The sequence below is a fragment of the Armatimonadota bacterium genome, from assembly GCA_017303935.1.
Classification (GTDB): Bacteria; Armatimonadota; Fimbriimonadia; order Fimbriimonadales; family Fimbriimonadaceae; genus JAFLBD01.
Genome location: JAFLBD010000002.1, coordinates 579,275 through 603,085, shown reverse-complemented (window position 1 = coordinate 603,085; position 23,811 = coordinate 579,275). Strand labels below are relative to the sequence as shown.

General features: G+C 53.3%; 21 protein-coding genes and 1 tRNA gene. 10 read left to right on the top strand and 12 right to left on the bottom strand.

Translation table 11 applies throughout. The features are described 5' to 3' along the window. Positions 1–9: 9 nt before the first annotated feature. Positions 10–1,398: a hypothetical protein gene (locus J0L72_07410; GenBank protein MBN8690608.1), complete on the top strand. Its 1,389-nt coding sequence runs from the start codon at positions 10–12 to the stop codon at positions 1,396–1,398. On the opposite strand, the gene J0L72_07405 is transcribed toward J0L72_07410, so the two are convergent. Continuing rightward, on the bottom strand, positions 1,395–3,086 hold the full coding sequence (locus J0L72_07405) for a hypothetical protein (GenBank protein ID MBN8690607.1): 1,692 nt from the start codon (positions 3,084–3,086) through the stop codon (positions 1,395–1,397). The genes J0L72_07410 and J0L72_07405 overlap by 4 nt on opposite strands. Further along, positions 3,083–4,414: an N-acetylmuramoyl-L-alanine amidase gene (locus J0L72_07400; protein MBN8690606.1), complete on the bottom strand. Its 1,332-nt coding sequence runs from the start codon at positions 4,412–4,414 to the stop codon at positions 3,083–3,085. The genes J0L72_07405 and J0L72_07400 overlap by 4 nt, the downstream gene beginning before the upstream one ends. An 85-nt stretch (positions 4,415–4,499) precedes the next feature. On the opposite strand from J0L72_07400, the gene J0L72_07395 reads away from it, so the two are divergent. From J0L72_07395 to J0L72_07385, 3 genes are read left to right on the top strand one after another with little or no spacing between them, the layout of a single operon-like run. Beyond that, the gene (locus J0L72_07395; protein MBN8690605.1) at positions 4,500–5,486 is read left to right on the top strand and encodes an NAD(P)-dependent glycerol-3-phosphate dehydrogenase; all 987 of its coding nucleotides are present in this window, start codon (positions 4,500–4,502) and stop codon (positions 5,484–5,486) included. A gap of 30 nt (positions 5,487–5,516) precedes the next feature. After that, a complete protein-coding gene (locus J0L72_07390; GenBank protein MBN8690604.1) occupies positions 5,517–6,131 on the top strand; it encodes a ribonuclease HII in 615 nt (204 codons plus the stop codon). Beyond that, complete coding sequence (locus J0L72_07385) at positions 6,110–6,454, top strand: YraN family protein (GenBank protein MBN8690603.1); 345 nt, start codon at positions 6,110–6,112, stop codon at positions 6,452–6,454. Before J0L72_07390 ends, J0L72_07385 begins: the two co-directional genes overlap by 22 nt. On the opposite strand, the gene J0L72_07380 is transcribed toward J0L72_07385, so the two are convergent. The 5 genes from J0L72_07380 to folK form a co-directional block, all read right to left on the bottom strand. After that, on the bottom strand, positions 6,451–9,042 hold the full coding sequence (locus tag J0L72_07380) for a diguanylate cyclase (GenBank protein ID MBN8690602.1): 2,592 nt from the start codon (positions 9,040–9,042) through the stop codon (positions 6,451–6,453). The genes J0L72_07385 and J0L72_07380 overlap by 4 nt on opposite strands. Positions 9,043–9,128: 86 nt before the next feature. Then, a complete protein-coding gene (gene metG, locus J0L72_07375) occupies positions 9,129–11,066 on the bottom strand; it encodes a methionine--tRNA ligase (protein MBN8690601.1) in 1,938 nt (645 codons plus the stop codon). Between the two features lie 28 nt (positions 11,067–11,094). Next, on the bottom strand, positions 11,095–12,219 hold the full coding sequence (locus J0L72_07370; protein MBN8690600.1) for a DnaJ domain-containing protein: 1,125 nt from the start codon (positions 12,217–12,219) through the stop codon (positions 11,095–11,097). 2 nt (positions 12,220–12,221) lie between these two features. After that, a complete protein-coding gene (locus tag J0L72_07365; GenBank protein MBN8690599.1) occupies positions 12,222–13,460 on the bottom strand; it encodes a type II secretion system F family protein in 1,239 nt (412 codons plus the stop codon). Between the two features lie 42 nt (positions 13,461–13,502). Continuing rightward, on the bottom strand, positions 13,503–13,994 hold the full coding sequence (gene folK / locus J0L72_07360; GenBank protein ID MBN8690598.1) for a 2-amino-4-hydroxy-6-hydroxymethyldihydropteridine diphosphokinase: 492 nt from the start codon (positions 13,992–13,994) through the stop codon (positions 13,503–13,505). Between the two features lie 72 nt (positions 13,995–14,066). Here folK and J0L72_07355 point away from each other — a divergent pair. Next, positions 14,067–14,142, top strand: a tRNA-His gene (locus J0L72_07355). Between the two features lie 93 nt (positions 14,143–14,235). Here J0L72_07355 and J0L72_07350 read toward each other — a convergent pair. The 5 genes from J0L72_07350 to ftsY form a co-directional block, all read right to left on the bottom strand. Then, complete coding sequence (locus tag J0L72_07350) at positions 14,236–14,757, bottom strand: MerR family transcriptional regulator (GenBank protein MBN8690597.1); 522 nt, start codon at positions 14,755–14,757, stop codon at positions 14,236–14,238. A 383-nt stretch (positions 14,758–15,140) separates the two neighbouring features. Then, positions 15,141–16,745, bottom strand: a complete 1,605-nt coding sequence (locus tag J0L72_07345; GenBank protein ID MBN8690596.1) for an AAA family ATPase — start codon at positions 16,743–16,745, stop codon at positions 15,141–15,143. Positions 16,746–16,820: 75 nt separating this feature from the next. Further along, positions 16,821–17,939 carry a trypsin-like peptidase domain-containing protein gene (locus J0L72_07340; GenBank protein MBN8690595.1) on the bottom strand — a complete coding sequence of 373 codons (1,119 nt, stop codon included), beginning with the start codon at positions 17,937–17,939 and terminating at the stop codon, positions 16,821–16,823. A 49-nt stretch (positions 17,940–17,988) separates the two neighbouring features. Continuing rightward, positions 17,989–19,254, bottom strand: a complete 1,266-nt coding sequence (locus tag J0L72_07335; GenBank protein ID MBN8690594.1) for a redoxin domain-containing protein — start codon at positions 19,252–19,254, stop codon at positions 17,989–17,991. Further along, on the bottom strand, positions 19,251–20,123 hold the full coding sequence (gene ftsY, locus J0L72_07330) for a signal recognition particle-docking protein FtsY (protein MBN8690593.1): 873 nt from the start codon (positions 20,121–20,123) through the stop codon (positions 19,251–19,253). Before ftsY ends, J0L72_07335 begins: the two co-directional genes overlap by 4 nt. A 56-nt stretch (positions 20,124–20,179) precedes the next feature. Between ftsY and J0L72_07325 the strand changes: the two genes are divergently transcribed. Genes J0L72_07325 through J0L72_07305 form a run of 5 tightly spaced genes read left to right on the top strand, consistent with a single transcriptional unit; the run spans position 20,180 to position 23,810 of the window. Then, positions 20,180–20,509, top strand: coding sequence for a hypothetical protein (locus J0L72_07325; GenBank protein MBN8690592.1), 330 nt, complete (start codon positions 20,180–20,182; stop codon positions 20,507–20,509). A gap of 54 nt (positions 20,510–20,563) precedes the next feature. Then, positions 20,564–21,304 carry a YebC/PmpR family DNA-binding transcriptional regulator gene (locus tag J0L72_07320; protein MBN8690591.1) on the top strand — a complete coding sequence of 247 codons (741 nt, stop codon included), beginning with the start codon at positions 20,564–20,566 and terminating at the stop codon, positions 21,302–21,304. Positions 21,305–21,310: 6 nt separating this feature from the next. Then, on the top strand, positions 21,311–22,369 hold the full coding sequence (locus tag J0L72_07315; protein MBN8690590.1) for a rhomboid family intramembrane serine protease: 1,059 nt from the start codon (positions 21,311–21,313) through the stop codon (positions 22,367–22,369). Next, complete coding sequence (locus J0L72_07310; protein MBN8690589.1) at positions 22,366–23,025, top strand: lysophospholipid acyltransferase family protein; 660 nt, start codon at positions 22,366–22,368, stop codon at positions 23,023–23,025. Before J0L72_07315 ends, J0L72_07310 begins: the two co-directional genes overlap by 4 nt. Beyond that, a complete protein-coding gene (locus tag J0L72_07305) occupies positions 23,022–23,810 on the top strand; it encodes a TatD family hydrolase (GenBank protein ID MBN8690588.1) in 789 nt (262 codons plus the stop codon). The genes J0L72_07310 and J0L72_07305 overlap by 4 nt, the downstream gene beginning before the upstream one ends. Position 23,811: the final 1 nt, after the last annotated feature.

Genomic DNA, 23,811 nt, shown 5'->3' with positions numbered 1-23,811 from the left:
AATGATAGCGTGCCGTCGCGCAGGCTGAAGCTATTTGGTCCATTCGAGGCGACACTGGATAACATTCCGGTGTCGCCTCCAAATCGTTCGTGTGAGCGAGTTCTCGCTTACCTAGCGGTGTTTGGCAAATCTTCTCGGCGTGAAGTCGCGTCCGCAATTTGGCCGAACGCTACACATGATCGCGCCCTCGTGAGCCTCAGGCAATGCCTCTTAAAGATGCGCGATTCCGAGCTTCGTGATTGGATCGAATCACGAAGATTTACGCTCAATTTGCTCCCTAACATTGAAACCGACATACCGCAGATCGACGAGTCACTGTTCTCAGGAGATATCAACTTACAGGTCCCGAACGAACCTCTACTCGAAGGGTGGAACGATGGTTGGGCAGTCTCCCAGCGAAGCAAATGGACGTCAGTGATCGGACTGCAATCCACCGATCAAACAGTCTCCCATCTCCCTGCCGAATCGATTGAATCTGTCCGGGCCGCGATCACACTTATCCAATGGGCCAAGGCGCAATCCCACCAGGAAGCTGTTGAGCTTGCCAGCCGCTGCATTCCGCTTTTACGTCTTGCTGATCCCCAGGTCGTCGTCAAGCTGCTCGCTCCCAGCATCCAGCAATCAGAGACAACGAGCGAAAACTGCTACCTTGTGCTCGATTTGGTCGCGCGCTGTCACTATCTCATCGGCGAACTCGAATCCGCGCTGGTTCTCTACCGCAGATTGTCTCGTGAGGCCACCGAAAGAGGCACGCCGGAAGGGATTTTGTACGCGGGAGGTTCATCCAGCGTCATCCTGCGCGAGCTTGGACTAGCCGCAGAAGCGGTTCAAGAAGGCAAGAAAATCCTCGCCTATGCGAAGTCGTATGGCGACACGATGGTTGCTGGAATTGCTACTTATGCGATTGGCTGTGCACAATTCCAAAATCGGGACTACAAGCAAGGAATCGAGAACGCTGAACTTGGTCAGCGGTCCTTTGTCGACATTTCCTTCGAAGCGACCAGGCTCTTCGTGGGCGTCAACCTCGCCATCATGTACCTCGACTACGGCGACCTCGAAAAGGCTATCCACCATCTGAACTATGCAAAGTCTGAGGCGAAGAAGAGTGGCGACAAAATGGGCATTCTAGAGATTCGGATGATCGAGCAACTCATCCTGCTTCAGCGCGGGAGCTCCTCATCCGACAAGTGTTTGCATCACCTCAACCAGGTCATGGGGCTGTGCGAATCCCACCGATTCTATCACTTGTCTGCCCGCGTCGCTGAAAGATTGTGCGCTTGGCACAGGCGGCAGGGACAGACAGAAATTGCACAGAAATTCCTTGAAAATGCCGACCGAATGCGCAAGAAAGTCGGTTGTATCAGAACTCCGCACGAACAATCGCTGATCGAGATCTAAGTTCCTGGCCCGTGACTTCCATCATCTTTGGGTGGCGGAGAATTTTCATCGATTTTTCCCCAATTTTTTGGAAGACCCTTCCAATAGGTCGAGGCCGAATAAAACGTGCAGTCCACAGGCGAAAGACCGTAATAAAAATTCCAGACGTACTCGTAAACTTGAGTCTTGATGAGTACGCGACTCGGGTCCAAAATAGAGCTGTCTGGCACGCTGTTGATGTCGCCAACAACCCGCACGACGCCATCATCAATCAGCGTACAAGGTTTGATTTGCCGTTCCGCGTAGTAGAACAGATCATCTCGATTGGCCTTCGATTGTTGACCATTTGCAAACGTGCCACGGAACCGCCCACCCGATTGTGCTGCGCGAATCACTTCCAGAAAGTTATTCTGTGCCGGCGTAGAGAACTCCCGTAGGGGCACTGGACGCTGAGACTTTAGGCTATCTTTGTTCTGCTTATTTAGGGTTCGCCAATGTGATAATGGCGAACGCAATTCAAAAATCACCCGAAAATCCAGCGCACTTGGGATTTCTCCTTGCGCGGCGGCGAGCCATTGGCCAGACTCCAAGGTTGAGGCTATCCGTGCTAAATCGTCAAGCTCTAGGGAGTCGGCAGCCTCGATCGGAGCGAGCGCAGATTCATCGGGTTCATCTTCACGCGACAGAACCGCACCCTCTGGCCGCAACACGATCCAGTCTCCGCTAGTGCGGATATACCCACTGAGCTTCAACCCGGCAAGTGGAATTCGGTTCGAAATTGAGTTCTTGATGCTCGAATTCCATCTGGTGTCGCGCAGAGCTTCCATCACGATCGGCATCGCAGACTTTTCAGTCGATCGAAAAAGCCATTCGGCGTCTCCCAATTTTCCAGTCAGCGGTGGCAAGCAAATTGCATACGGAATTTTTTCGAATTTTTTGGAATTTTCTTCGAGCGGGAGCCATCGGCTATCGACAGGCTCATCTTGCGCAAATGACTCGCCTAGCTCGAAAACGGACAAGTTTCCTGAATTCCAAAAAGCGAATCGCGAATTCACGGTATCAACGTACAATTCGCAAGCACCGAGCGACACCGGACGAGAGGCACGCAGATCGTTCCAATCCGCCAAGCTGAGGAAGCGGCTGGATCGAAGCGCAGAATGGAGATCAGGACGATCCGCCAGAAACTGCAACCCACCGCCAATCTCTGTATCTAGAGCTTCTAGACGTTCGGTCCAATTTTCGCCACGTTCCTTCAAGATCGTTTCTCGGTTCTTTGTGATTTGGCGATACCGAGATTCAAGCTCCGCAGGAGTTAGCCGCCGTAATTTTTCAATATTTTCCAGCGATTTTTTAATCTCATCCCAATTGCTGGTCAACGTTTCCTTCAGAAACTCAGATTCTTTCAGTGCCAGGTCAGGATCGGGAGTAAGCGTGTAAGTGCCGTCTTTCAGCAGCCAATCAGAATCGAGAGCTTCCGCAATTCGAGTAAGGACTTCGTTCGCTGGACGTGCATCAACTCGAATCATCAACTTTCGTTTGGAAAGCGAACGATCTATTTTGACCGGCAGTTTCGTATTCGCGATGAACTGGGCAAGGGGTAGATATGGCTCTTGAACCGTGATCGGAGTTGCCCAATCACCGGTAGAAGGCAAAGGTGCCGCTCCAACAGAAGCACTCAACAGAAGTACGCCGAAAGCGATGTGCTTCAACGGATAGGTCCAACCAAGCGGACAGCATCGGCCATCACCACCGCACCGGTACCATTACTTCGCCCGAAGACTCGAACGTAGCCACCGCCCGCCGATAGGCTCGTACGGCACAATAGATTCCATGTTCCTCCGCCGGCCTGTTGGTTGACAATTTTCGTCAATTTGTCTCGTCGGCCACGTATCTCGTAACGAGCAGCATTGGACCGATTCGTACCTTGCGGCCACCAAGCATAGACCTCGTAGGTTCCAGCGACAGGAGCGTTCAGGTACCACTCCGCAAACGCATTCGATCGGGCTGAAGCGGCCACGAATTGATAGTCCGTCCCGTATTTGTCGGTTGACGAAGTGCCAGCCGTCCAGGCACCGCTAGTGTAAAAATCGTTGCTCGTGTTGTCGATCACTTTGTCTTGGTATCCAGACGAGATCGCAAAGGAAACAACCGGCCCAATGGTTCCTGTGCTGGACCGATACAGTTGGAACGATTCGGTGTACTGCCCAGCTACTGGGGCTTTGATTCGGAAATTGAAGACAGCGTTAGAGCCTGGAGCGACATTTCCAGTCGGAGTTCCAACGATGCTCGACGATTGCCAGCTAGGCGAGATGTAAAATGGGCTCACGCGTCCCGACGGTGAGGTGCGAAGAGACACTTGATCGTTCCCGGTCGCTGTGGTCCAGGTGAAGTCACTCGTGTTGTTGAACACCACAGAAACATCCACTTCCGAACCTGGAGTCATGAATGTCGGAACGGTATTGCTCAGGTACGAAGCACCTTCGCTCAAGAGATTCATGTACCGGTTCCAGTCCCAATAAGTGCTTGGGCAACTCGTGGCACGGACTTCGTTGTGTCCCTTGATGTACGTCCGGGTGCGAGGAATCGCATAGGTCGTCGTGATCCAACGAGTGAGCGTTGATGACGAGTTGTAAAGAGCGTCCGTGAACCAGGTCAGTGGGTTCGGATTCGTTCCCGAAATGGTCGAAATCGCTTCGTGTTCGATACCGATTCCGCGCTGGTTATAGAACGAGTTTCCAGCTTGCCAAGCAATGTCTTTCAGCCGCACCATCTGGGTCACTTGGCCGTCACTCGATCGAATGACGAAGTGCGCGCTGACGTCCGAAGTTTCGTTCTTAAACCAAGAAATCGCGCCCGCATACGAACCTTCGGTGATGTGAATGATCACATATTCGATCGGGTATGTGGTGGGCCGGTTTGAGCTCGTCTGGTTCCCGACAGCGGCCGCATTCCAGATCGCGCTCGGATAATCGGCCTGCGCGTTGCCGAACGCCGCCATCCCTACGAGCCCTGCCGCCACCACTTCACGAAGCTTCATCACCCTATTCTAACTCCAATTCTGCCGAATCGCAAACTTTGAGCCAAAATCCCAGCATCTGTCAAAGACCAGCTATCATATGTCCATGAATGTCGCAGTGCTAGGAGCGGGCAGTTGGGGAACCGCACTGTCCATTCTTCTCGCTCGAAACCAGCACCAAGTCCACCTCCTCGGCCGAGACGCCGCAGAGATCGAACAGATTCAGGCTGACCGCGAGAACAAAGAATATCTCCCGGGTCATCGGTTGCCTGAAAATATCAAAATTGGGCTCATCGAAGACATGGGCACGGGCCACGATTTTGTGGTGGTCGCCGTGCCATCGTCCGCAGTTCGAGCATGCGTCGCGTCGATCCCCGGAGACAACGAATTCATCGTGTTGGCAAGCAAGGGACTCGAACCGGGCACCAGCAAATTGCTTTCACAAGTCGCCAAAGAAGAAAAACCAAATGCGCTGGTCGGTGCAATTTCAGGCCCGAATTTGGCGGTCGAAATCGTCCAGGGAATTCCTACTGCCGCCCTTGCTGCCTGCCCGGATGAGACCGCCGTCGCCAAGGTCTGCGAAGCCTTTCAATCGCGGTCATTTCGCGTGTACTACAGCGACGATCTGATCGGAATTGAACTCGCGGGAGCGCTCAAGAATGTTCTTGCCATCGGCGCTGGAATGGCTGATGGACTTGGGTACGGCGACAACACCAAAGGCGCGTTGCTCGCGCGGGGACTGGGAGAAATGACTCGCTTAGGTCTCAAGATGAACGCGAAGATCGACACCTTCTTTGGCATCGCAGGAGTCGGTGATCTCTTTGCCACCGCCAGTTCGAAGCTCTCCAGAAACTACCGCGTTGGCATCGCCCTAGGCAAAGGACAATCTGTTCAAGAGGCCCTTGCGAGCATCGGTCAGGTCGCGGAGGGCATCAATACGGCTGAATGCGTTGATGCTCTGGCAAAGCAGTACGGCGTCGAACTTCCAATTTTGTCGCTGATCCACCGGGTGATCCAGGGGCATGTCAAAGCCAGCGATGCAGTGTCGGCACTCATGGAGCGCGAGCCTCGCCGAGAATGTCTGATGCCATAACCGCCGCTAGTCCCGTCCTAATGTTCGGATATGTCACGGAAGACCATCTTAAGCCACACAAAAGGAATTGCGGGCGTCGATGAGGCTGGGCGAGGTCCACTCGCGGGTCCTGTTGTTGCCGCCGCAGTAGATCTGCCCGAGGATTTTGACTTTTCGATCCTCGATGACAGCAAAAAGCTCTCGGCCAGCCAACGAGAATCCGCAGAACTGTTGATCAAACAGCGGGCCAACTTTTCAGTCGTGGCGATCTCGTGGGAAGACATCGACCGGCTGAATATTTTGAACGCCACGCTGACGGCAATGCAGTTTGCTCTGGAGCGAATCGGTGGCGACGTGAAGGGCGCGATCGTTGACGGTAACCGGGTTCCGCCGCTGGCACCGATTGCCTGCTGCGCCATTGTGAAAGCCGACGCGACTTACGCCGCCGTTGCAGCTGCGAGCATTCTCGCAAAGGTCGAGCGAGATCGAATCATGACCAGTTATTCGGCGGAATTCCCAGAATACGGATTCGATCGTCATTTCGGTTACCCGACTCCCGAGCATTTGGCGAATCTCAAAAAGTATGGCCCTTGTGCCATCCACCGGAAGAGCTTTGAACCTGTCCGCAGCATGATCCAACAGCCATGTCTGATGCTCGTCGAGTAGGAACGGCGATCGAAGACGCCGCTGCGAATCACCTCCTTTCGTTAGGCTGGACGCTAATCGCGAGGCGACAAAAGACAGCTCACGGAGAGCTCGATCTGGTGGCATTCGACGCACAGACACTGGTGTTTGTCGAAGTGCGCTATCGCCAAGACGGCAGCGCGATTCAGTCCATCTCGGCAGGAAAACGAGCGAAGCTACTACTTGCGGTTGAAGAGTTCTGTGCAAAGTTCGAACCGGCGGAATCTACCCCGATTCGAGTTGATGTCCTGCTGTACGACGGTCAAAATTGGGAGTTACTACGCGGCGCGATTGAAGCAGATTAAGCCGCTTTGCGCTTCGGTTGTTCGATCAAGCCTCGATTCTGCAGCGCCATCAAAAAGGCGAAAACGATCTGCTCGTCGAAATGTGTACCGATACCTTCCACGAGTCGATCGGCCGCAATATTGAAATCCATTCCCTTGCGATAAGTTCGGTCCGTGGTCATCGCACTAAAGGCATCCGCCACAGAAATCACCCTCGCCAAGAATGGAATGTCGCTTCCAGTGAGTCCCTCGGGGTATCCCGTGCCATCAATCTTTTCGTGGTGATAAAGCACCCCATCAACCGTGTCTTCGAGCCCTGGCAATGCCCGGACAATCAGCGAACCGATGTACGGATGTTGTTTGATGAGGTCGACTTCTTCGTCGGTCAGCTTGCCTGGCTTGCGCAAGACCGCCGACGGAACGGCAATTTTTCCAATATCGTGGAGCAAAGATGCCGAACTAAGAGTTTGCATAAACTCAAGTGAGCAGCCCATTTCTTGGCCGATCCACTGGCTAAATTGAGTCACGTCTTCGCTATGCCTTCGCGTATACGAATCCATGTTGTCGATGGCCGTCAAGAACATATCAATCGTTCCGCCGACACCCGAGGCAACACTGCTCGATTTCGGTTGCTCGCTTGGATCATAAACTGGGATTTGATACCGCTTGGCTTCGATCAAATTCTGTCCGGCAAATGCCAAGACCGAATACGGATGTTCGGTCGAATCGGGGAATCCGGCGACACCGACGGTCACCGAAATCGGCAGGACTTCCACCCCGCCTTTCACCCGAAATTCTAATTCCTTCACCGACTTTTGAATCTGTGACGCGATTCGATAGGTGTTCTTGAGATCAGTCTTCGGCAGAACGACGATGAATTCATCCGCTCCTGCTCGGCCCACCCAAGATCCTGCCGGAGCGACACTCGCTAATTCTCTTCCGAGACAGCGCAAAACGTCATCCCCTGCGCCGGGTCCATAGGTGTCGTTAAATGATTTGAAATTGTCGACGTCGACGAGCAACAACCCAAGCGGTGGAATCTCGTCCTGCGCGAAGTAGGTCTCCATTCTTCGGCTGACCGCGCGGTGGTTATAGAGCGAGGTCAAGTAATCACGCTCAGACGAATCTAGCGCTTGCGAATAGAGCTGTGAGTGAGCATACGCGGAAGAAATCGACACGCCCATTACACTGAGCTTGTTCTGGTCTTCAGACGAAATTTCTCGGTCTGATTCCGCGACAATCCATCCGTACAGCGCTCCAGACGAAATCAACGGAACGATGCAGACTTGGCGCAGTCCCACCGATGTGTCGTGCCACTCAATGCTCGTTGCGGTCGCCAACAACTTCTCGCCAACAATAGTATTCTTTGTTTCCGGAGAGAATTCGCCGAAAAGCACTGTCTGCTCCGGCAGTTTGCTGCCATCTTCCCGAGTTGCAACCACTGCAACAGCATAATCTGGAAACTCTTGAGCAAGTTTGGATGCGGCGACAGAAACAACTTCTGCGCAATCGAGGGTCGAGTTCAGTTCGCGAACCAGATTAAATTGTGATTGAAGCTCTAATGTACGGTCTTTGACTTTGGCTTCCAGGGTCTCGTTTAGCAAACTGATTTCTCGAGTAGAGGCCATCGCCGCCACTGCTTGCCTCAGTCCGGTCAAAAGAGAAATGACGAAGACTGCTGCAATTGTGATTGGTGTGAACTTGACATCATCTACGTAGTCGAATCCGCCTCCAATCACCGCAGCAAGCGTTCCAACGCCCATTGGAATCCAGGCGAGAACAACGTTCGTCCGGACCTTTCCAGCTTCATCGTCCGATTTTGCGGTTAGACCGCGCCAGCCAAAAACTGCAGCAAATGCCAATGCACAATAACCTGCCGTAAGAAGCTGATCGGGCCAAGAACCCAATACTACAGAGTCGAACGCTGACGAATATGCCCAAGTCCAATCTGAGATAACAATTGCACTGACGGCAAATAGGCTACAAATGGCAAACGGTCGATTTTTTCCCGAGAGCAATGCGGCCGCACATGCGGTGAGCGTCGCCCAAAGCATGAAGAGCCCTCCCACCGGATAGGCCACTCCGTAGGCGAGTTCTGCCGAACTGCCGACTTCAGCGCCAAAGAGCTTCTGCAGCAAAACGAACCAAAGCGCGAGACCGCCGCCAAATGCAACGACCAAAGAGTCAAGCCCGACCAGTAGTCGCCTGAAGCCAACAATACTGGTCGTTGTGCTCAGCATTGCGATACCAATTACCGCATAGCTGCCCAAATAGAAGAAATCTGTGAAGTGTGGGGAAGCTGGCTCAGTCCCTGTTCGAAGCAAAATCCAGTTGTAGCTAAGTTCGCCGACCGCCGCGAGCGATTGCCCGAATCCAAGGGCGATCCACGGGAATTTCTTTGTACTTTTCCGCGCAACGATCACACAGAACAGCGCGCCATTCAAGCCCGGGATGCCTGTTGCTATGGCAGTGACAATCGTTGCTGACTGATCATTTAGCTTCAAAAATTGGGTGCTTATGAAGTACGCAACCGCCAACAAAGGTAACAGAGCAGCACTTGGTGCTCCCCACTTTTTTCCAAACCACCGGTCTTGGAGTACGTTACCCATCCCACAAGCGGATTCTGCGAATCAGTACATTCGCAGATTCCACTTGATATTTCGGTTCAACTTGCGTGGATCGTTAGGGAAAAAAGCTAGTGAACAGAAGTTCCTTCAGGAGCTTCCATTTCCGGAGTGAGCAAGATCGCGGTGCCGTCCGGACCATCTGCCGCGAGCACCATGCCTTGGCTCTCTAATCCGGCGAGCTTTCGCGGCTTAAGATTCATCAAAACGATCACTTGGCGCCCCACGAGATCGGCGGCCTTGTAGCTCTTCTGAATTCCCGCTAGAACCTGTCGCTTTTCCTCACCCACTATCAAATCGAGCTTGATCAACTTCTCGCTGTTTGGAACGTTTTCGGCTTCAAGCACACGCCCAACTCGCAAGTCGAGCTTCATGAAATCAGCAAATTCAATCTCTTTTGTCGCGGGAGCCGCAGTAGCCGGAGCGGCTTTGGGTTCAGTCGGAGTTTCCATTTTTGGTTCTTGTGCAGGTTTGGGTTGAAGTCGTGGGAAGAGTGGTTGCGGGTCTTTGACCTTTTGGCCAAAGTTCATCGACGAAGGATCGCCGATCTCGTCCCAATGGTGGGTCTTCTGGTCTGGCGCATATCCGAGTTGATCCAAAATCGAATCCGCAGTCGCTGGCATGATTGGCCGGAGCATCCCTTCAATAGCCCTCAGACCGTACAGAAGTGAGTTCAAAACCATCGGCAAGTCAGCGTCGCCTTCCTTGTGCATCTGCCACGGTTTGCGATCCGCAATGAACTTGTTCATGAACCGGACTACTCCGATCGCGTGATCAAGCGCTTCGTGGAATCGGTGATGTTCTGCCGCGATGGCGTAATTCGCTTTAGCGGTCTGAACGGCTTCCACCATCTCGTCTACCGGCTTTGCACCCTCGGTAACCGCACCATCCACGAACTTCTGGCACATGTTGATCGAGCGGTTCAGCGCATTGCCGACGTCGTTAGCCAGATCGGCGTTGTAGTGCTTCGCCACCTCGTCGAGCGTAAAGTTGGTGTCGTTGTCGAACGGGAGCAATCGGCACAACGCAAAGCGAGCTACATCGACCGCAAGTTCTGGGCTCACTCCAGCCCCAACAAACTCTTCGATGAGGTCCTTTGGAGCCAAGACATTTCCCTTCGACTTACTCATTTTGGAGTCGTTAAAAGTGAACCAGCCGTGCGCCACAACGGTTTTGGGCAACGGCAGATCAGCCGCCATCAGCATCGCAGGCCATAGCGTCGCGTGGAACCTGGTGTAGATTTCCTTTGCCATCCAGTGCACGTCAGCTGGCCAAAGATTCTCCCACCCGGCATCCGGCCAGCCTGTCGCCGCCAAATAGTTGATCAGCGCATCAAACCAAACATAGATCACCTTGGTCGGATCGCCTGGAACTTCGATGCCCCATCCTGGATTCGACCGGGTGATGCAAACATCGCGTAAGCCCTGATGAATGAAGCTTACGACTTCGCTCCGGCGACCTTCTGGAAGCCAGAACTCTGGATTCGCATCTGCGTGCTCCAGCAATCGATCCCCGAATGCGCTCAGCTTGAAGAAGTAGTTCTCTTCACTTACCCGGCGAACTTCGTTTCCATCGGGGCTCTTGCCATCCACCAGGTCCGATTCGCGTACAAAAGTCTCAGCGCTGACGTCGTACCAACCTTCATAGGTATCCAGATAAATGAATCCCTTCTCTTGCAACAGGCTAAACAGCGCTTGCGCCGCACGCTTGTGCTGGTCGCTGGTCGTCCGGAAGAACACGTCATATTCGAAGTTCAGGGTATCAGCCGCCACTCGAAAGGTCTCGCTGATTTCATCGACAAACGCCATCGGGTCCATTCCTCGTTCGTTGGCAGCTTCTAGCACCTTGAGGCCGTTTTCGTCGGTACCTGTCAAGAAATAGGCTTCCTGCCCACGAAGTTGGTGGAACCGCTTCTCGATGTCGCAAACGAGCATCGTCAACGCGTGACCAACGTGAGGCACGCTATTGACATAGTAAATCGGTGTTGTGACGTAAAACTTCTTTGACATCGAAGTCAGAAGTTTACCGGAATCGAACCTAGATCCCTTTGTCTTCGAGGTACAAGTCCGCAACGAGCCATCCGAGTAGGGCGACGACGTAAATCACGTTCCCTCCCCAGGCGACAACTTGCAAAGGACTGATCTTGCCACCAGTCCAGCTTGCCAGTCCCATCAGTGTGGTCACCGCTGCAACCGCAGACATCAACCGTGATGTCGCTGGATTAAATGCGTTTTGCGTCATTCCAACGGCAACATAGATCGCAGCGGCCAACCAAAAATTGACTCCTGCGAGCAATCCAAGCACAACCGCCGGCGAAATTGGCGCGACAGAATTCGTACCGAATGCAGTCGTAAACCGTTCAAGCAGTCTGGCCGCGCCGAGAGCTCCTCCAACCACGCATCCGAGCAAGAACAGCATAGCAATCAACCCAGCAGTCCAGGTATTTACGATTTCCAGCCCCAGTGTCGCGGGCTTCTCGATGCTCAAGGCGACATACCCTGCGCCAAGCAACGTCACCAATCCGATGGTCATCAGTGCTCCGGTTGGGTTCACTTCTTCCTGAGCGGCAATTCGGTGCTTTGGTCCAGGTCGATTCACCGATCGCAGAACTTCTTCGTGCTTGCGCTGGTACACCTCATTTGTCGGTTCCATTTGAGCGGCGTACGCGTACATTTCCGCTGAATAAGTGTATTCACCACGCATCCGAGCGATATCCCCCATGATCGCGTATGGAATCGGATGCCGAGTTCCAGAGCTGATCAGTCGCCTGGCAGATCGCTCGGCATCCGCGATTCTCCCACGCGTTAATAAGCCGGTCAACTTGACGATCTCATCGGCGCTAGCCTTGCGCTTTTGTACGGTCACTTGGACCGGTTCGAACGGCTGAGTATTTGGCTTTGGAGCCTGTCGGCGCGGATTTTTGGCCGCTTCGGCCTCGCGCCGCTTCATCTCGATCAACCGGTCGTAGCTTGCCCGCCGGTCAGGATCGGTCAGCGCGGCATACGCCTCATTGACCCGTACAAATCGGTCTGCCGCGTCTGGCAGATCAGACTTGTCCGGGTGATACTTCATCGCGAGGCGTCGGTAAGCCTTTCGGATCGCATCTTCAGTTGCACCTACTTCTAATTCAAGAACATCGTAGTGAGAGCCTTTATCGCTCATTCCTAATCGGCGATCCCCAAAATGGTCGTCACGTACCCAGTGTAGAAGTTGAGCACAACAATCGCGACGTAGATTGCGACCATGATCAAAACAACGATTCCGAGCACTTTCCCAAGCACTCTGGCGCGCATTGTGGCTTCGTCAAAATGGAACTGAGCGGCGCGTTGCATCATCTGATCCACGTCACCTGTGCGTTCACCAGTCGCCAACATGTCCAGCATCACCGGGTTCATCATGCCGGTTTGGGCCAAGGTCTGCGTCAATGGTTCGCCCTGACGAAGGCGTTCAACCGCTGTAAGAATGTGCGATGAGATAAACGCGTTGCCAGTGGAGTGTGCGGCGAGTTCCACACCTTCGGCCATCGAGACGCCACCTCGGTAAAGAGCTCCAAACGTCCTTGCGAATCTCGAAATCGCGTAGTCATAAACGAGTGCCCCCAAAACCGGGATACGAAACACGACCGCATCCCAGGCGTACTTGATGCCGGGGCTGCTGCGCTTTGCCCGCACTACAAGGAACATCACCACAAGTACCGGGCCCAAGAAGAGCCACGTTTTTGGTTCGGTGAGAGGGGACCAAAGTCCGAACGGTGACCCCGGAGCAAAAATTCGAATGATAAGGTTCGCGCCTAGGACGATCACGATGGACATGATCAGCGTCAGCTTCGGCATCAATGTTTCGCGCCGAATCATCGTGCGAACTTCGATTTCCTCCTGGACGTACGCTGCCAAGTCCCTGAGTCCACTTTCGACCATTCCGCCGCGCTCCGAGGCAACCATGATGCTCACCATCATCGGCGTGTAAATCGCGGGATACTGGACCATCACCGAACTCATCGGTTGCCCGCTGGAGGCGGCAAGTCCCATTTCGCGAACGGACTGCGCGAGTTTGGCGTTACTGGTTTGCCGTGCTAACGAATCCATTCCCTGAGCTGGATTGATTCCCGCACCAATGACGGATGCCATTCTCGTGAAAAGCATCTGAATCTGGGTCAGTGGGACCTGAGTGAAAAAGGACTCAAAAAATCCGGGTTGAGTGACCTTAACTGTAGGAGGCGCATCGGCTTGAGTTGGTGGGTCCTGCGCCAATGGGTCGCCCGGATTGAAAACGGGCGAGATCGTGAACTGAGTCAATCCTCGCTGGCGCAATGTGTCCTCGGCAACTTTCAGGTCAGCCCCGGAAATTGTTCCTTTGATCGCCTTTCCGGTGGGATCGACCGCCTGAAACTCAAAAATTGCCATTACCTTGAAATATGGACGGGTGATTTTGGTGCGTTCGTCAGGTTATCCTACGAAATCTAACTTCCTGAGTTCTTGGCCGGCAAAATCTCCGTGTAACAAATCACCGATATTCCCTACCCCAGGGATCACGAATCCTCCGTCAAGATCACTCAAGGGAACGAGCACAAAGCGCCGCTCGTGCATTCGAGGATGCGGGATGACCAACGCCCTGTCTCCATCACAATGCCACGAGTATCGCATTGCGCCGTAAGTGAGCAGATCGATGTCAATGATCCGCGGACCATTCGGCTCGGTGGGAACCCTACCGAGTTCTTGCTCAATTTGCTTGAGCTGCGCCAACAGCGCCCGCGGTGAGAGTTCTGTGTTCCCGATTCCCACCGTATTCACAAACTCGGGCTGATTCTCGACGTACATCGGAGACGTGGCGTAAAGAGGAGCAAGCTGAAAATGAACGATCAATTCCGCCACGCGCGAGGCTGCCTTGATGATCGTCCCACTCGAATCTCCCAGATTCGATCCAAAGGCTATTGCCACCCTCGCCACTCCTCCCGTTGTACCCGCGTGTTGACACCTAGGTCAAAACTAGCCATAATGAAGGTTCACGCGGCGGATATAGCTCAGGGGTTAGAGCGCCTCACTGTGGCTGAGGAGGTCGTGGGTTCGAGACCCATTATCCGCCCCATTTCTCAATTTGGATCTGAATTGTCACCGCTGTAAGCTGAAATAGCCACTTGAATTCTCAAGTGGCTATTTCAGTTTCTGTGAGTCGTATCGTTTACTTCAGCTTATCAAACGCCTTCGCGAACTCTTTCTTTGCCCTGGCTAATTCCGACTCGAGCGTGACCGAGTTGGTGACTTCGAGCGTGATGCTCGGGCTGAGCAAGATTCGGACGACATTTGCGCCCATAGATTCAAACTGCGAAAACACCGAGTCGCTGTCCTTGCCATAGTCGCTTCGGGATTCGCGAGCTCGGATTGGACTCTTTGGAGCCGCATGATGTGCGAGCCACGCATCGATGTACTCCTCCATTTTCGCATAGTTACCACCGAGGGTCGTCGTGAGCTCCTTCTTGATCTTGGGGAGCTTGTTGCCTTGGTCCTGCAAAGCCCTGGCCCCGACCAAGCAGATGAGGTGCTTGTAGTCGTACCGAGCAAATTTTGGTGACCCCAGCGGAGACGGGACCACATCATTTGATGTGTAAAAACGAAGAGTGCGCTTAGTGATTAAAGCCGAACCGCGAGAGATGAGGAGCTCATTTGCATAAGCTACCAGTGCATCTGCCGTTACGGGCGGCATAGATTGGAAGTTTCTGATTGATGCGGTTGCCAAAAGATTCTCTCTTTAATTTTTGGTCATGAGCAAAATGCGCCGATTTTTGGAGCATCAAGCTAGTAGCCACTACGATACTAGCCCGTTCTTACAGCGATCGTAACTAGTATTTGGTGAGTTCCATGTGCCAGTGGTCCTAAACTGACATTTGACGCCTCGATGCTATCAACCTGTTTTGATGCTAGAAATTGATTCGATAACGATCCAAGCGAACAAAATGTTTGCCAGGTGACTCGCGGGCGCAAATCAAATCGATCAAACAATAATTATTTTCATCATCAAACAAATTGAAAAGTTCAAACAGTACCGGAAATTTGATTCAATAAATTTATAGCACTATTCAGATTTCGTTATTGTCCCGCGATCCGTGATGGCAGAATTCGAACTCGGCGATTTGGATCTTCGCCAACCGATTCGCAAGCATATTTCTTCTGCTCAGCGAATTGGTGCTGAATCCGGCGCACCCTGGCGTTCTGTGGGCCAAGCTCGACAGGCTTTCCAGACTGTTGAACGAGATCAATTGCTCGGACCACTTCGTCGATCGCCTCTGTTTCTCGGTTAGAATCTCCGCGCTCGCCCGCCAGAAGCTCGTCCAGTGCGGCCGCAATTTGACTAAAGGTGTTCGACTTCACGACGACGGTTGGTGTCGATTTCCCGAACTCCTTGCCTTTGCCCATCTTGTTCTGGACCGTTGATTTGATCGCAATCACGCCATCGGCATGAGCCAAATCATTCGTGATGGCAAGCGGAGCCGATTTTTCCCGAATCGCTCGCTCCAGTCTCACTCGCGCGATCCCGTAAGGATAGACCCGGAATACGCGAGGAACCTTTTGGTCGTGGGGCTCCTTAGGAATCTTCACCTTTGGCGTCGCGGACTTCAGCTGCGCCGAAGTCTGTCTCCTAGCAAGAGTCGGAAACTCGTCGCCATAACTCGCTTCCGAAGCCACTTCGACTCGCTCTTCTTGCACGATTTCGACGCGGCCTTCGCCGGTCCGGACTCGAATCTCAGGGCGAGGCGGTACGCCGCGCAAGATCAAATCGACCGTTTTCATCACATCGCTGTGGACGGCCAGCCGATCAAAATCTAGAAGTTCGATCACGACATGGAACGTCGGAGGCGCCTTTCGCTCGAGAACGGTCTTCTGCGTGCCACGGCGGCGAGCTTCATCGTCGGACAAAGTGACTGCCTGAATCCCACCAATCAGATCGCAAAGAGTCGGATTCAGCATCAAATTTTCAAGCGTCTGCCCGTGCGCCGTACCGATCAATTGAACGCCGCGCTCTGCGATGGTGCGAGCAGCAGCAGCTTCGGGCTCCGTGCCAATTTCATCGATCACGATGACTTCCGGCATGTGATTTTCCACCGCCTCGATCATGATCGCGTGTTGACTCAGCGGGTTCGAAACCTGCATTCGCCGCGCACTGCCGATTGCAGGGTGCGGCACATCTCCATCACCAGCGATTTCGTTGGACGTGTCGACGATGATCACACGCTTGTTGACTTCATCAGCGAGCACACGAGCGACTTCCCGAAGCTTGGTCGTCTTACCAACGCCAGGCTTTCCAAGAAGCAGAATAGACTTCCCAGACCGAACGATGTCATCAATGAGGTCAATCGTTCCTTCCATCGCCCGTCCAACTCGGCAAGTCAAACCAACGATCTTCCCTTGTCGGTTGCGGATGCACGAAATTCGGTGCAGTGTGCGCTCGATTCCAGCGCGATTATCCAGGCTAAATTCGCCGACGGACTTGACGACGAAGTCAATATCGTGCTCGGTCACGACAGCGGTGTCAAACCGCTCCATGCGATCGCGGTAGCGCACTTCGGCGGGGCGGCCGTAGTCGAGTACGACTTCGATCAAGCCGTCGATCTCGCCGGTTTGTTGAAGCTTCTCCCGAATAACTGGGGGCAGAATGTCGAGGAATTGTGGGATGCCGTCGGTAAAGATGGACATGAAATCTTGGGGTTCAAAGGCCGCCATCTTAGCTTTCAGGACGGCCTGCTTTTAGGTTTATTATCGGCGACTTGATTAAATTTCGCCGCGTTCTGTTAACTTAATTTTCTTGGTCTGCGTTTTTCCTTCAGACCAAAATTCGAGATTCAACTCGTCTCCGGGCCGCATTCGAGCTAGCTCCTTGACGTAGTCGAACCGCTCACGAATCGGAGTGTTACCTACTTTCAAAAGTACATCGTATTGCTTTAGACCTGCGTCAGCGGCTGGTGAGTTCGGCGCAACTTCCATAATTGGAAGCCCGGTTTCTGGTGGCACTGAACCAAACTGTTCTTTATAAAACTGACGTGACGCCGACATCGAAAGAATACCTGGGCGGCTATAGACCTCTAAGCCTAAGTACCCATATCGTGCGCGGCGATACTTGATCAAGTCGCTGATGATTGGCAGTGCGCGGTCAATTGGAATGGCGAACCCAATACCAATCGATCCCTGGTCTCGCGTGCTCAAAATCGCAGAATTGACACCGATCAGTTCGCCCTGTGCGTTCGTCAACGCGCCCCCCGAGTTCCCAGGATTGATCGCCGCATCGGTCTGAATCGCGTCGAGCAGAACTCCATCGCGATTTGTGGGCAAGTCGCGCCCCAAACTGCTCACCACCCCGACGCTGAGCGTGTGGTCTTGCCCAAGCGGATTTCCAACCGCGATCACCCATTGCCCAACTTCTAGGCCTGCGCTCTTCCCAATCTTGGCCGGGGTTAAATTATCGCCTTTGACTTTTAACACAGCCAAATCGGCGATGGGGTCAACGCCGACGATCTCTGCTGGCATCGAACGTCCATCCGCGATGTGTACCGTCACGTCTGGCTTGCTTTGCCCTGCAGTGACCACGTGCGCGTTGGTGATGATGTAGCCATCATTCGAGAAAATGATTCCTGAACCAGAACCAGATACGGCTTGCTCTACGCCCCAAAATCCAACTTCCGACCCGACGGTATCAATACTCACCACCGATGGAAGAACGATCTTTGCTGCTTCGCGGAAATCCACGGGTACGGCTGCATTTGAAGCGGGCAACACATATTCGGTGCGAACGGCAGTTCGCGGCGAGCCGGAGTGCAAGAACGCCCGGTCAAGTTGGAGCGCAACAACGCCACCAATCAAGGCTGCCACCAATACCAATGCTGCTTTCTTCATGATCACCAACTAATGCATACAGTTGGCGCGCGAGACAGGTTCCCGCGACCTACAGTTTTAGCCCAGCATCCTCAAGAGCCCGGTAAAGTTCTTGAATTCCAAGCTCGCCCGCATGAACGTAGCTGATCTTGCCTTCTTTGTCGATCACGACAAACATCGGAATCGCGCTGGCTTGATACGTTTGACCCACGTTCTTGTCGGTGTCCAACAGCACGTTAAGCCCTTCAAGCCGCTCCTGCTTCAAAAAGACTTTGATCAATTCTGGATCTTCGTTCGAGATAGCTCCGACCACAAGCCCCTTGCCTGCGTACTTCTTTCCAAGTTCAAAAGTGAGTGGCAAAGTCTTCTTGCAAGGCACACACCAAGTCGCCCAGAAATCAAGCAATACTACGTTGCCCTTGTGCTCCGAGAGATCGAATTGACCGCCCTGGAGTTGTTTCAAAGAAATGTTCGGTGCATCGAACCCGGGTTGGATCGCGATTTCATCTCCAGTTTCGGACTTGGTACGGTTGTCGACAACCTTCATTCCATCGGGAGCTTTCGTACTAAACGTCGCAGGATTGATGTTTGAGTCCGTTTTTACATTCGCGAACGATTCAATCACGTTCATTGAGCGCATTTCTTCCTGAGGCTTGCTCGCGTTCAATTCGTCAATAAACGGCTCGAATTGGTACTTCACGCTTTTTAGCAAAAGCGATTTCTCATCAGCGATGAAATCAGTGGTACCCCAGCTTCCCTTTGCCTTGAATCGAACTCTGACCGTGCCATTCTCGGTTTCCTTAACGCGTTCGATGTCCATCGACGGGTCGATCCAATTGATCAAATACTTCGAACCTGAAAACAGATTCGTCGAAAGCGACCCCGCAAGCTGAAACCCAGTGGCGATACTCGTGCGCTGTTGGTCCATGCGCGGCGGAACCCAGTCAAATTGACCTTGATTGCCGGTGAATTCCAAAATCGACTTTCCATCCGACACCGAAGTGAATTTCATCGAGCCTGTCACCGCTTCCGCACGGAATTTGTTAGGTGCTTCATAGAAAAACAGTCGCTCGCTCGTAATCGTGTCCCGGCCGTTTGTTTCCATTCTCCATGAGATGGTTGCGCTGTATGACTTGAGGCTCTGGTAGCGATCGGCGATCTTGCTCAAAAGCTCAACGCCATCACCTTTGAGTTCGCTGACTGGCATCGGCTTGGGCAATTCACTGCCCGCAGAAACGGTGTTCCCACCTCCGCCTCCCTTGCATCCGCAAATGGCAAGAGTCGCCAATCCCAGTAACAAAGTCGATCCACGCATGGAAGAGATGATACCGTTCACTCGAATAGCCCCGAAGCAAACTCTTCTGCGTTAAAGTCTCGCAGGTCCTCGGGTCGCTCGCCCACACCGATCAGCTTGATTGGAACACCAAATCTCTCAAAAACGCCAATCAGCGCTCCGCCTCTTGCGGTGCCATCCAGCTTCGTCAGTACCAAACCCGAAACGTGTGCGGTTTCGATAAACTTCTCGGCTTGGCTGAGCGCGTTTTGCCCGGTATTCGCGTCCAAGACCAGAAGAACTTCGTCGGCTGGCCGCCCAAGGCCCTTCTCGACGACCTTACTCACCTTGCCAAGCTCCTCCATCAAATTCTGCTTGCTGTGTTGTCGTCCGGCAGTATCTGCGAGCACGTATTCCACGCCGCGCGCTTTGGCCGCTTGGATCGCATCGAAAATGATCGCCGCCGAATCCGAACCGTGCTGAGATTTGACAATTTGAGTTCCTGTTCTCTCGGCCCAAATTTCTAGCTGTTCGATTGCGGCCGCACGGAACGTATCCCCCGCCGCTAAGATTACGGACTTCCCTTGTTGCCGAAGACGCAAAGCGAGCTTGCCAATAGAGGTCGTCTTTCCAACTCCATTGACTCCCACAAAGAGATAGACCGTCGGTCCACTAGAGGACTTTGCGAGCTCAAAGTTCCCGGTTTGTTTGAACTTGCTCGCGATCAATTCCTGCAACCGAACTTTCATTGCGGCCGGATCAGTGATCTTTTCGTCTCGGACCGCTCGGCGCAATTCCGCCAGTATTTCTTCGGTGGTGTTGATGTTGGTGTCCGCCTGCAAAAGGGCTTCTTCCAGTTCCTCATAGAGTTCATCATCAATCACCCCACGTCCCACCAATCGGTCGAACGTTTGCATCAATTTCTTAAACATGGCGTCGCCCTAAAGTATGGCAGGGGCGAGAAAGTCCCGAGGGTACAATGGCCTGTATGAAGTTTCAACCCGGCGACAAGGTTAAGGTCGTTACAAGACCTGTGACCGCAGAAGATCGAAAAGCAAATCGCTATTTCGAGCATATGGCTGGGTTGGTGGGCGAAGTCCAAAGCGTCTACAACGAGGATGAAGTCTCCGTCAAGATCGACTTGACTCAACTTCCAGATCCCGCAAAGTCGGTGCGCAATGAAGCCAACCGCCGAATGAAGGAGAAGTTCCTCGCCCAGGCAAGCGAAGAAGCTCGGTCACAGCTCACCCCAGAAGAGACAAATTTCGTCACGAACTACGTGTTGCTCTGCCGATCCGCCGACCTCGAAAAGAACTAACTCGAGTTCTTGTTTTGACTTGAGAGGCTATCCGTGCCAAAATGAGGCGAACGTATGGCTGGCCACTCGAAATGGAAAAATATTCGCATCCGCAAAGGTAAGCAGGATGCAATTCGCGGAAAACTGTTTACAAAGCTCGGGCGGGAAATCATCATGGCCGCCAAAGCCGGTGGTGGAGACATCGCCACCAACTCTCGACTTCGCGTGGCTGTTGAACGCGCCAAGGAAGAATCGCTCCCTAAAGAAAACATCGATCGCGCCATCAAGCGCGGCACCGGTGAAATCGAAGGCGAGTCTTACGAAGAAATTCTGTACGAAGGCAAGGGTCCCGGCGGATCGGCACTCCTAGTCGAGGTTTACACCGAAAATCGAAACCGTACCGTGGCTGATCTCCGACACGCGTTCAGCAAGAACGGTGGAAGTCTTGGCGAAAACGGTTCAGTGAGCTGGCAGTTCAAGCATGTCGGCCAAATCATTGTCCCTGCCGAAGGTCATGACGAAGAAGAAATCACCCTGACCGCGCTCGATGCCGGCGCTGAAGATATCGCACTCAACGAAGACGTCTTTGTCATCGAAACCAAAATCGAAAATCTGCACTCAACCAACGACAATTTGGACAAAGCCGGGATCAAGTCCACCGATGTTCAACTGGTTCGAATTGCAACCAATATGGCCGAGCCTGGCCCGGATGACATGCGCAAGCTCGTAAAAATGCTCGACATGTTGGAGGAGCTCGACGACGTCAAAGAGACCTATGTCAACGTCGAAATCCCAGAAGAATATTACGAAGAGTAAGCCAATTTGAACTCAAAGCAACCCATCCCATGGCTGACGCTTGCGTTAGTGGCCGCCAACATCATCCTCGCCTATTGGGTGACGTTCTCGGGTGGGTTGCTTGTCGATCAATTCGGATTTCATGCCGATCGACCTTCGATTCTGAACGCCTTAACGAGTCTGTTTTTGCATCAGAACGTGCTTCATCTCTTTGGCAATCTGATGGTGCTCGTTCTGGTTGGCGCGGCAGTAGAACTTTCGTTTGGCTCGCTCAAATTTGGCCTGGTTTATCTCCTCGGAGGATTCGCCGGAGTTGGAGCGCATTTTCTTCTCTTCAAGTCTCAGGTCGGTGCACCGCCGCTAATCGGAGCCTCAGCGTGCATCGCCGCATGCATCGGTTTCGCAGGCATCCGTTTTGCCTTAACCAAACTCCCACCAGGATCTAAAGTGGGTGTTCCGACTTGGCTTCTCGTTGTACTTTGGGTGATTCTGCAAGCGATCGGAACGATCATGTCGGTGGGATCGACCGGCGCCGGTGCGGCCTTTGCGGCCCATCTCGGCGGATTCGCACTCGGAGTTCTTGCAAGCCTTTTGCTCGGCGCGCCAAACATGGCTGCGCTGGCTGCTGGTCACGAGCATTTGGACGACATGGCGCACCGTTCGCCGTCCGCAAAACTCTCGTCTGCTGAGAGTATTTTGAGCTCGCACCCAAACGACCCGAGGGCTCTTGCCGAAGCCGCTGAAGCCTCGGTGATGCTGGGCCATGACAAAGAAGCGGCCGAGTACTTCGCCAAACTCGTTCCGATTGATCTTGATCGGAGCGTCGCTGGATTGCAAAAAATCGGCATGTTGAGCACGATCAAAGATGTCGAGCGATTAAAACTTGCGAGCAAATCAACCTCCGAGGAAACGAAACTCCAACTTCTAAAGAGTGTCGCCTCCGAAACAGATTCGACCGAGCGACCCAACGCGCTGCTTGCTCTCGCCGAGTTAGCTCCATCCGAACCATGGGCTAATCAACTCGCAAACGAATTCCCGATGCACCCTGCCTTCCAGATCGCCAAGAACAAAGGGCTAGTCAAGTGAGCAAGTTTCGCGCTTGGAAGCGTAGCCTCTTTCCGAAACTCGGTGGTCTCGCGTTCGCACTGGTTTCGGCGATTGGCAAGACCCTCAAGGTACAAACCGTCGGCTGGGAGAAGCTCTCCCCGGACACAAAGCCCTATCTTTTCGCCGGGTGGCACGGACGCTCCTTCGTCGCCACGCGCTTCTTCCGCGACCGAGGGTTCTACGCCATCATCAGCAATTCTCGCGACGGCGAAATGCAAAACAAAATTTTCCAAAAGTTCGGATTCAAGACCATCCGTGGAAGCACCGGACGCGAGGGTGTGAAGGCAGCAATCGAAGCCATCCGCGTGCTCAAGGAAGGCGGAAGTTTGACCATGACTCCAGACGGGCCGCGAGGTCCGAGTGGCGTCGTTCAGCCCGGAATCATGATGATGGCCCAAAAATCTGGTGCGGAAATCATTCCAACCGGAGTCTCTGCGGCCAAATGCTGGTACGCAAAATCTTGGGACAGGTATTTGGTGCCGAAGCCATTCTCGAAGGCGGTGATGATCTTTGCAGAGCCGATCACTGTGCCCAAAGATGCCACTCCGGAGCAAGTTGAAGAATTGCGAATTCAGCTTGAGCGTGCGATCGATGCCACCCAACTTGAGGCTGACCGGATGATGGGACAAGCATGATCGACACGCATTGCCACCTCAATGACGTCGAGGCGTTTCCTGACCCAAAATCGGCGATCGACGAAGCTATTTCCGCGGATGTTAATCAACTTGTCGTTGTCGGTATCGACCACGACTGGAGCGTCAAAGCAGTCGATCTCGCTGATCAATTCGAGCCCGTCTATGCCGTTGTGGGCCATCATCCGAATTGCGCCGCTACATTTTCAGAAGCTTTACTCGACGAATATCGCCGGCTCTACTCCCATCCAAAGACCGTCGCCATCGGCGAAATCGGGTTCGATTTCCACTGGGATTACGCCACGCTCTCTCAACAACAGTCAGCATTTGAAGCTCAACTCAACCTTGCGGTGGAGCTAGGCGCACCGGTCGTCCTCCACGTACGAGAAGCGTATGACGAAACGCTCGAGTTTCTGAGTGCTCGCACGAAGAACCCTCCATTGCTCTTCCATTGTTTTGGAGGAAACGCCGATCAGGCTAAACGCGCGATGGATTTGGGTGCCTATTTCGGAGTCGATGGCCCAATCACGTTCAAATCTGCCCATGAACTTCGCTCGGTGATTGCGAGCTTGGATAGGAACCGAATCGTCATCGAAACCGATGCTCCGTGGCTCGCACCACATCCGCACCGAGGCAAGCGCAATTCTCCCGCGCTGCTCAAGCTCGTGCTCGAAGGGCTGGCGTCCACCCTTGGAATTACCACCGACGAAGCCGAAATGGTCACGACAGAGAACGCATTACAGTTCTTTCCCAAACTTGCAACCGCTTTAGCGCAAAACTCGCGCTAAA

Coding starts and splice junctions, on each gene's coding strand:
- J0L72_07390 (MBN8690604.1), top strand. CDS start 5,517: ATGTCACGGAAGACCATCTTAAGCCACACAAAAGGAATTGCGGGCGTC.
- J0L72_07395 (MBN8690605.1), top strand. CDS start 4,500: ATGAATGTCGCAGTGCTAGGAGCGGGCAGTTGGGGAACCGCACTGTCC.
- J0L72_07320 (MBN8690591.1), top strand. CDS start 20,564: ATGGCTGGCCACTCGAAATGGAAAAATATTCGCATCCGCAAAGGTAAG.
- J0L72_07340 (MBN8690595.1), bottom strand. CDS start 17,939: ATGAAGAAAGCAGCATTGGTATTGGTGGCAGCCTTGATTGGTGGCGTT.
- metG (MBN8690601.1), bottom strand. CDS start 11,066: ATGTCAAAGAAGTTTTACGTCACAACACCGATTTACTATGTCAATAGC.
- J0L72_07350 (MBN8690597.1), bottom strand. CDS start 14,757: ATGCCGCCCGTAACGGCAGATGCACTGGTAGCTTATGCAAATGAGCTC.
- J0L72_07325 (MBN8690592.1), top strand. CDS start 20,180: ATGAAGTTTCAACCCGGCGACAAGGTTAAGGTCGTTACAAGACCTGTG.
- J0L72_07370 (MBN8690600.1), bottom strand. CDS start 12,219: ATGAGCGATAAAGGCTCTCACTACGATGTTCTTGAATTAGAAGTAGGT.
- J0L72_07365 (MBN8690599.1), bottom strand. CDS start 13,460: ATGGCAATTTTTGAGTTTCAGGCGGTCGATCCCACCGGAAAGGCGATC.
- ftsY (MBN8690593.1), bottom strand. CDS start 20,123: ATGTTTAAGAAATTGATGCAAACGTTCGACCGATTGGTGGGACGTGGG.
- J0L72_07345 (MBN8690596.1), bottom strand. CDS start 16,745: ATGTCCATCTTTACCGACGGCATCCCACAATTCCTCGACATTCTGCCC.
- J0L72_07400 (MBN8690606.1), bottom strand. CDS start 4,414: ATGAAGCTTCGTGAAGTGGTGGCGGCAGGGCTCGTAGGGATGGCGGCG.
- J0L72_07305 (MBN8690588.1), top strand. CDS start 23,022: ATGATCGACACGCATTGCCACCTCAATGACGTCGAGGCGTTTCCTGAC.
- J0L72_07385 (MBN8690603.1), top strand. CDS start 6,110: ATGTCTGATGCTCGTCGAGTAGGAACGGCGATCGAAGACGCCGCTGCG.
- J0L72_07380 (MBN8690602.1), bottom strand. CDS start 9,042: ATGGGTAACGTACTCCAAGACCGGTGGTTTGGAAAAAAGTGGGGAGCA.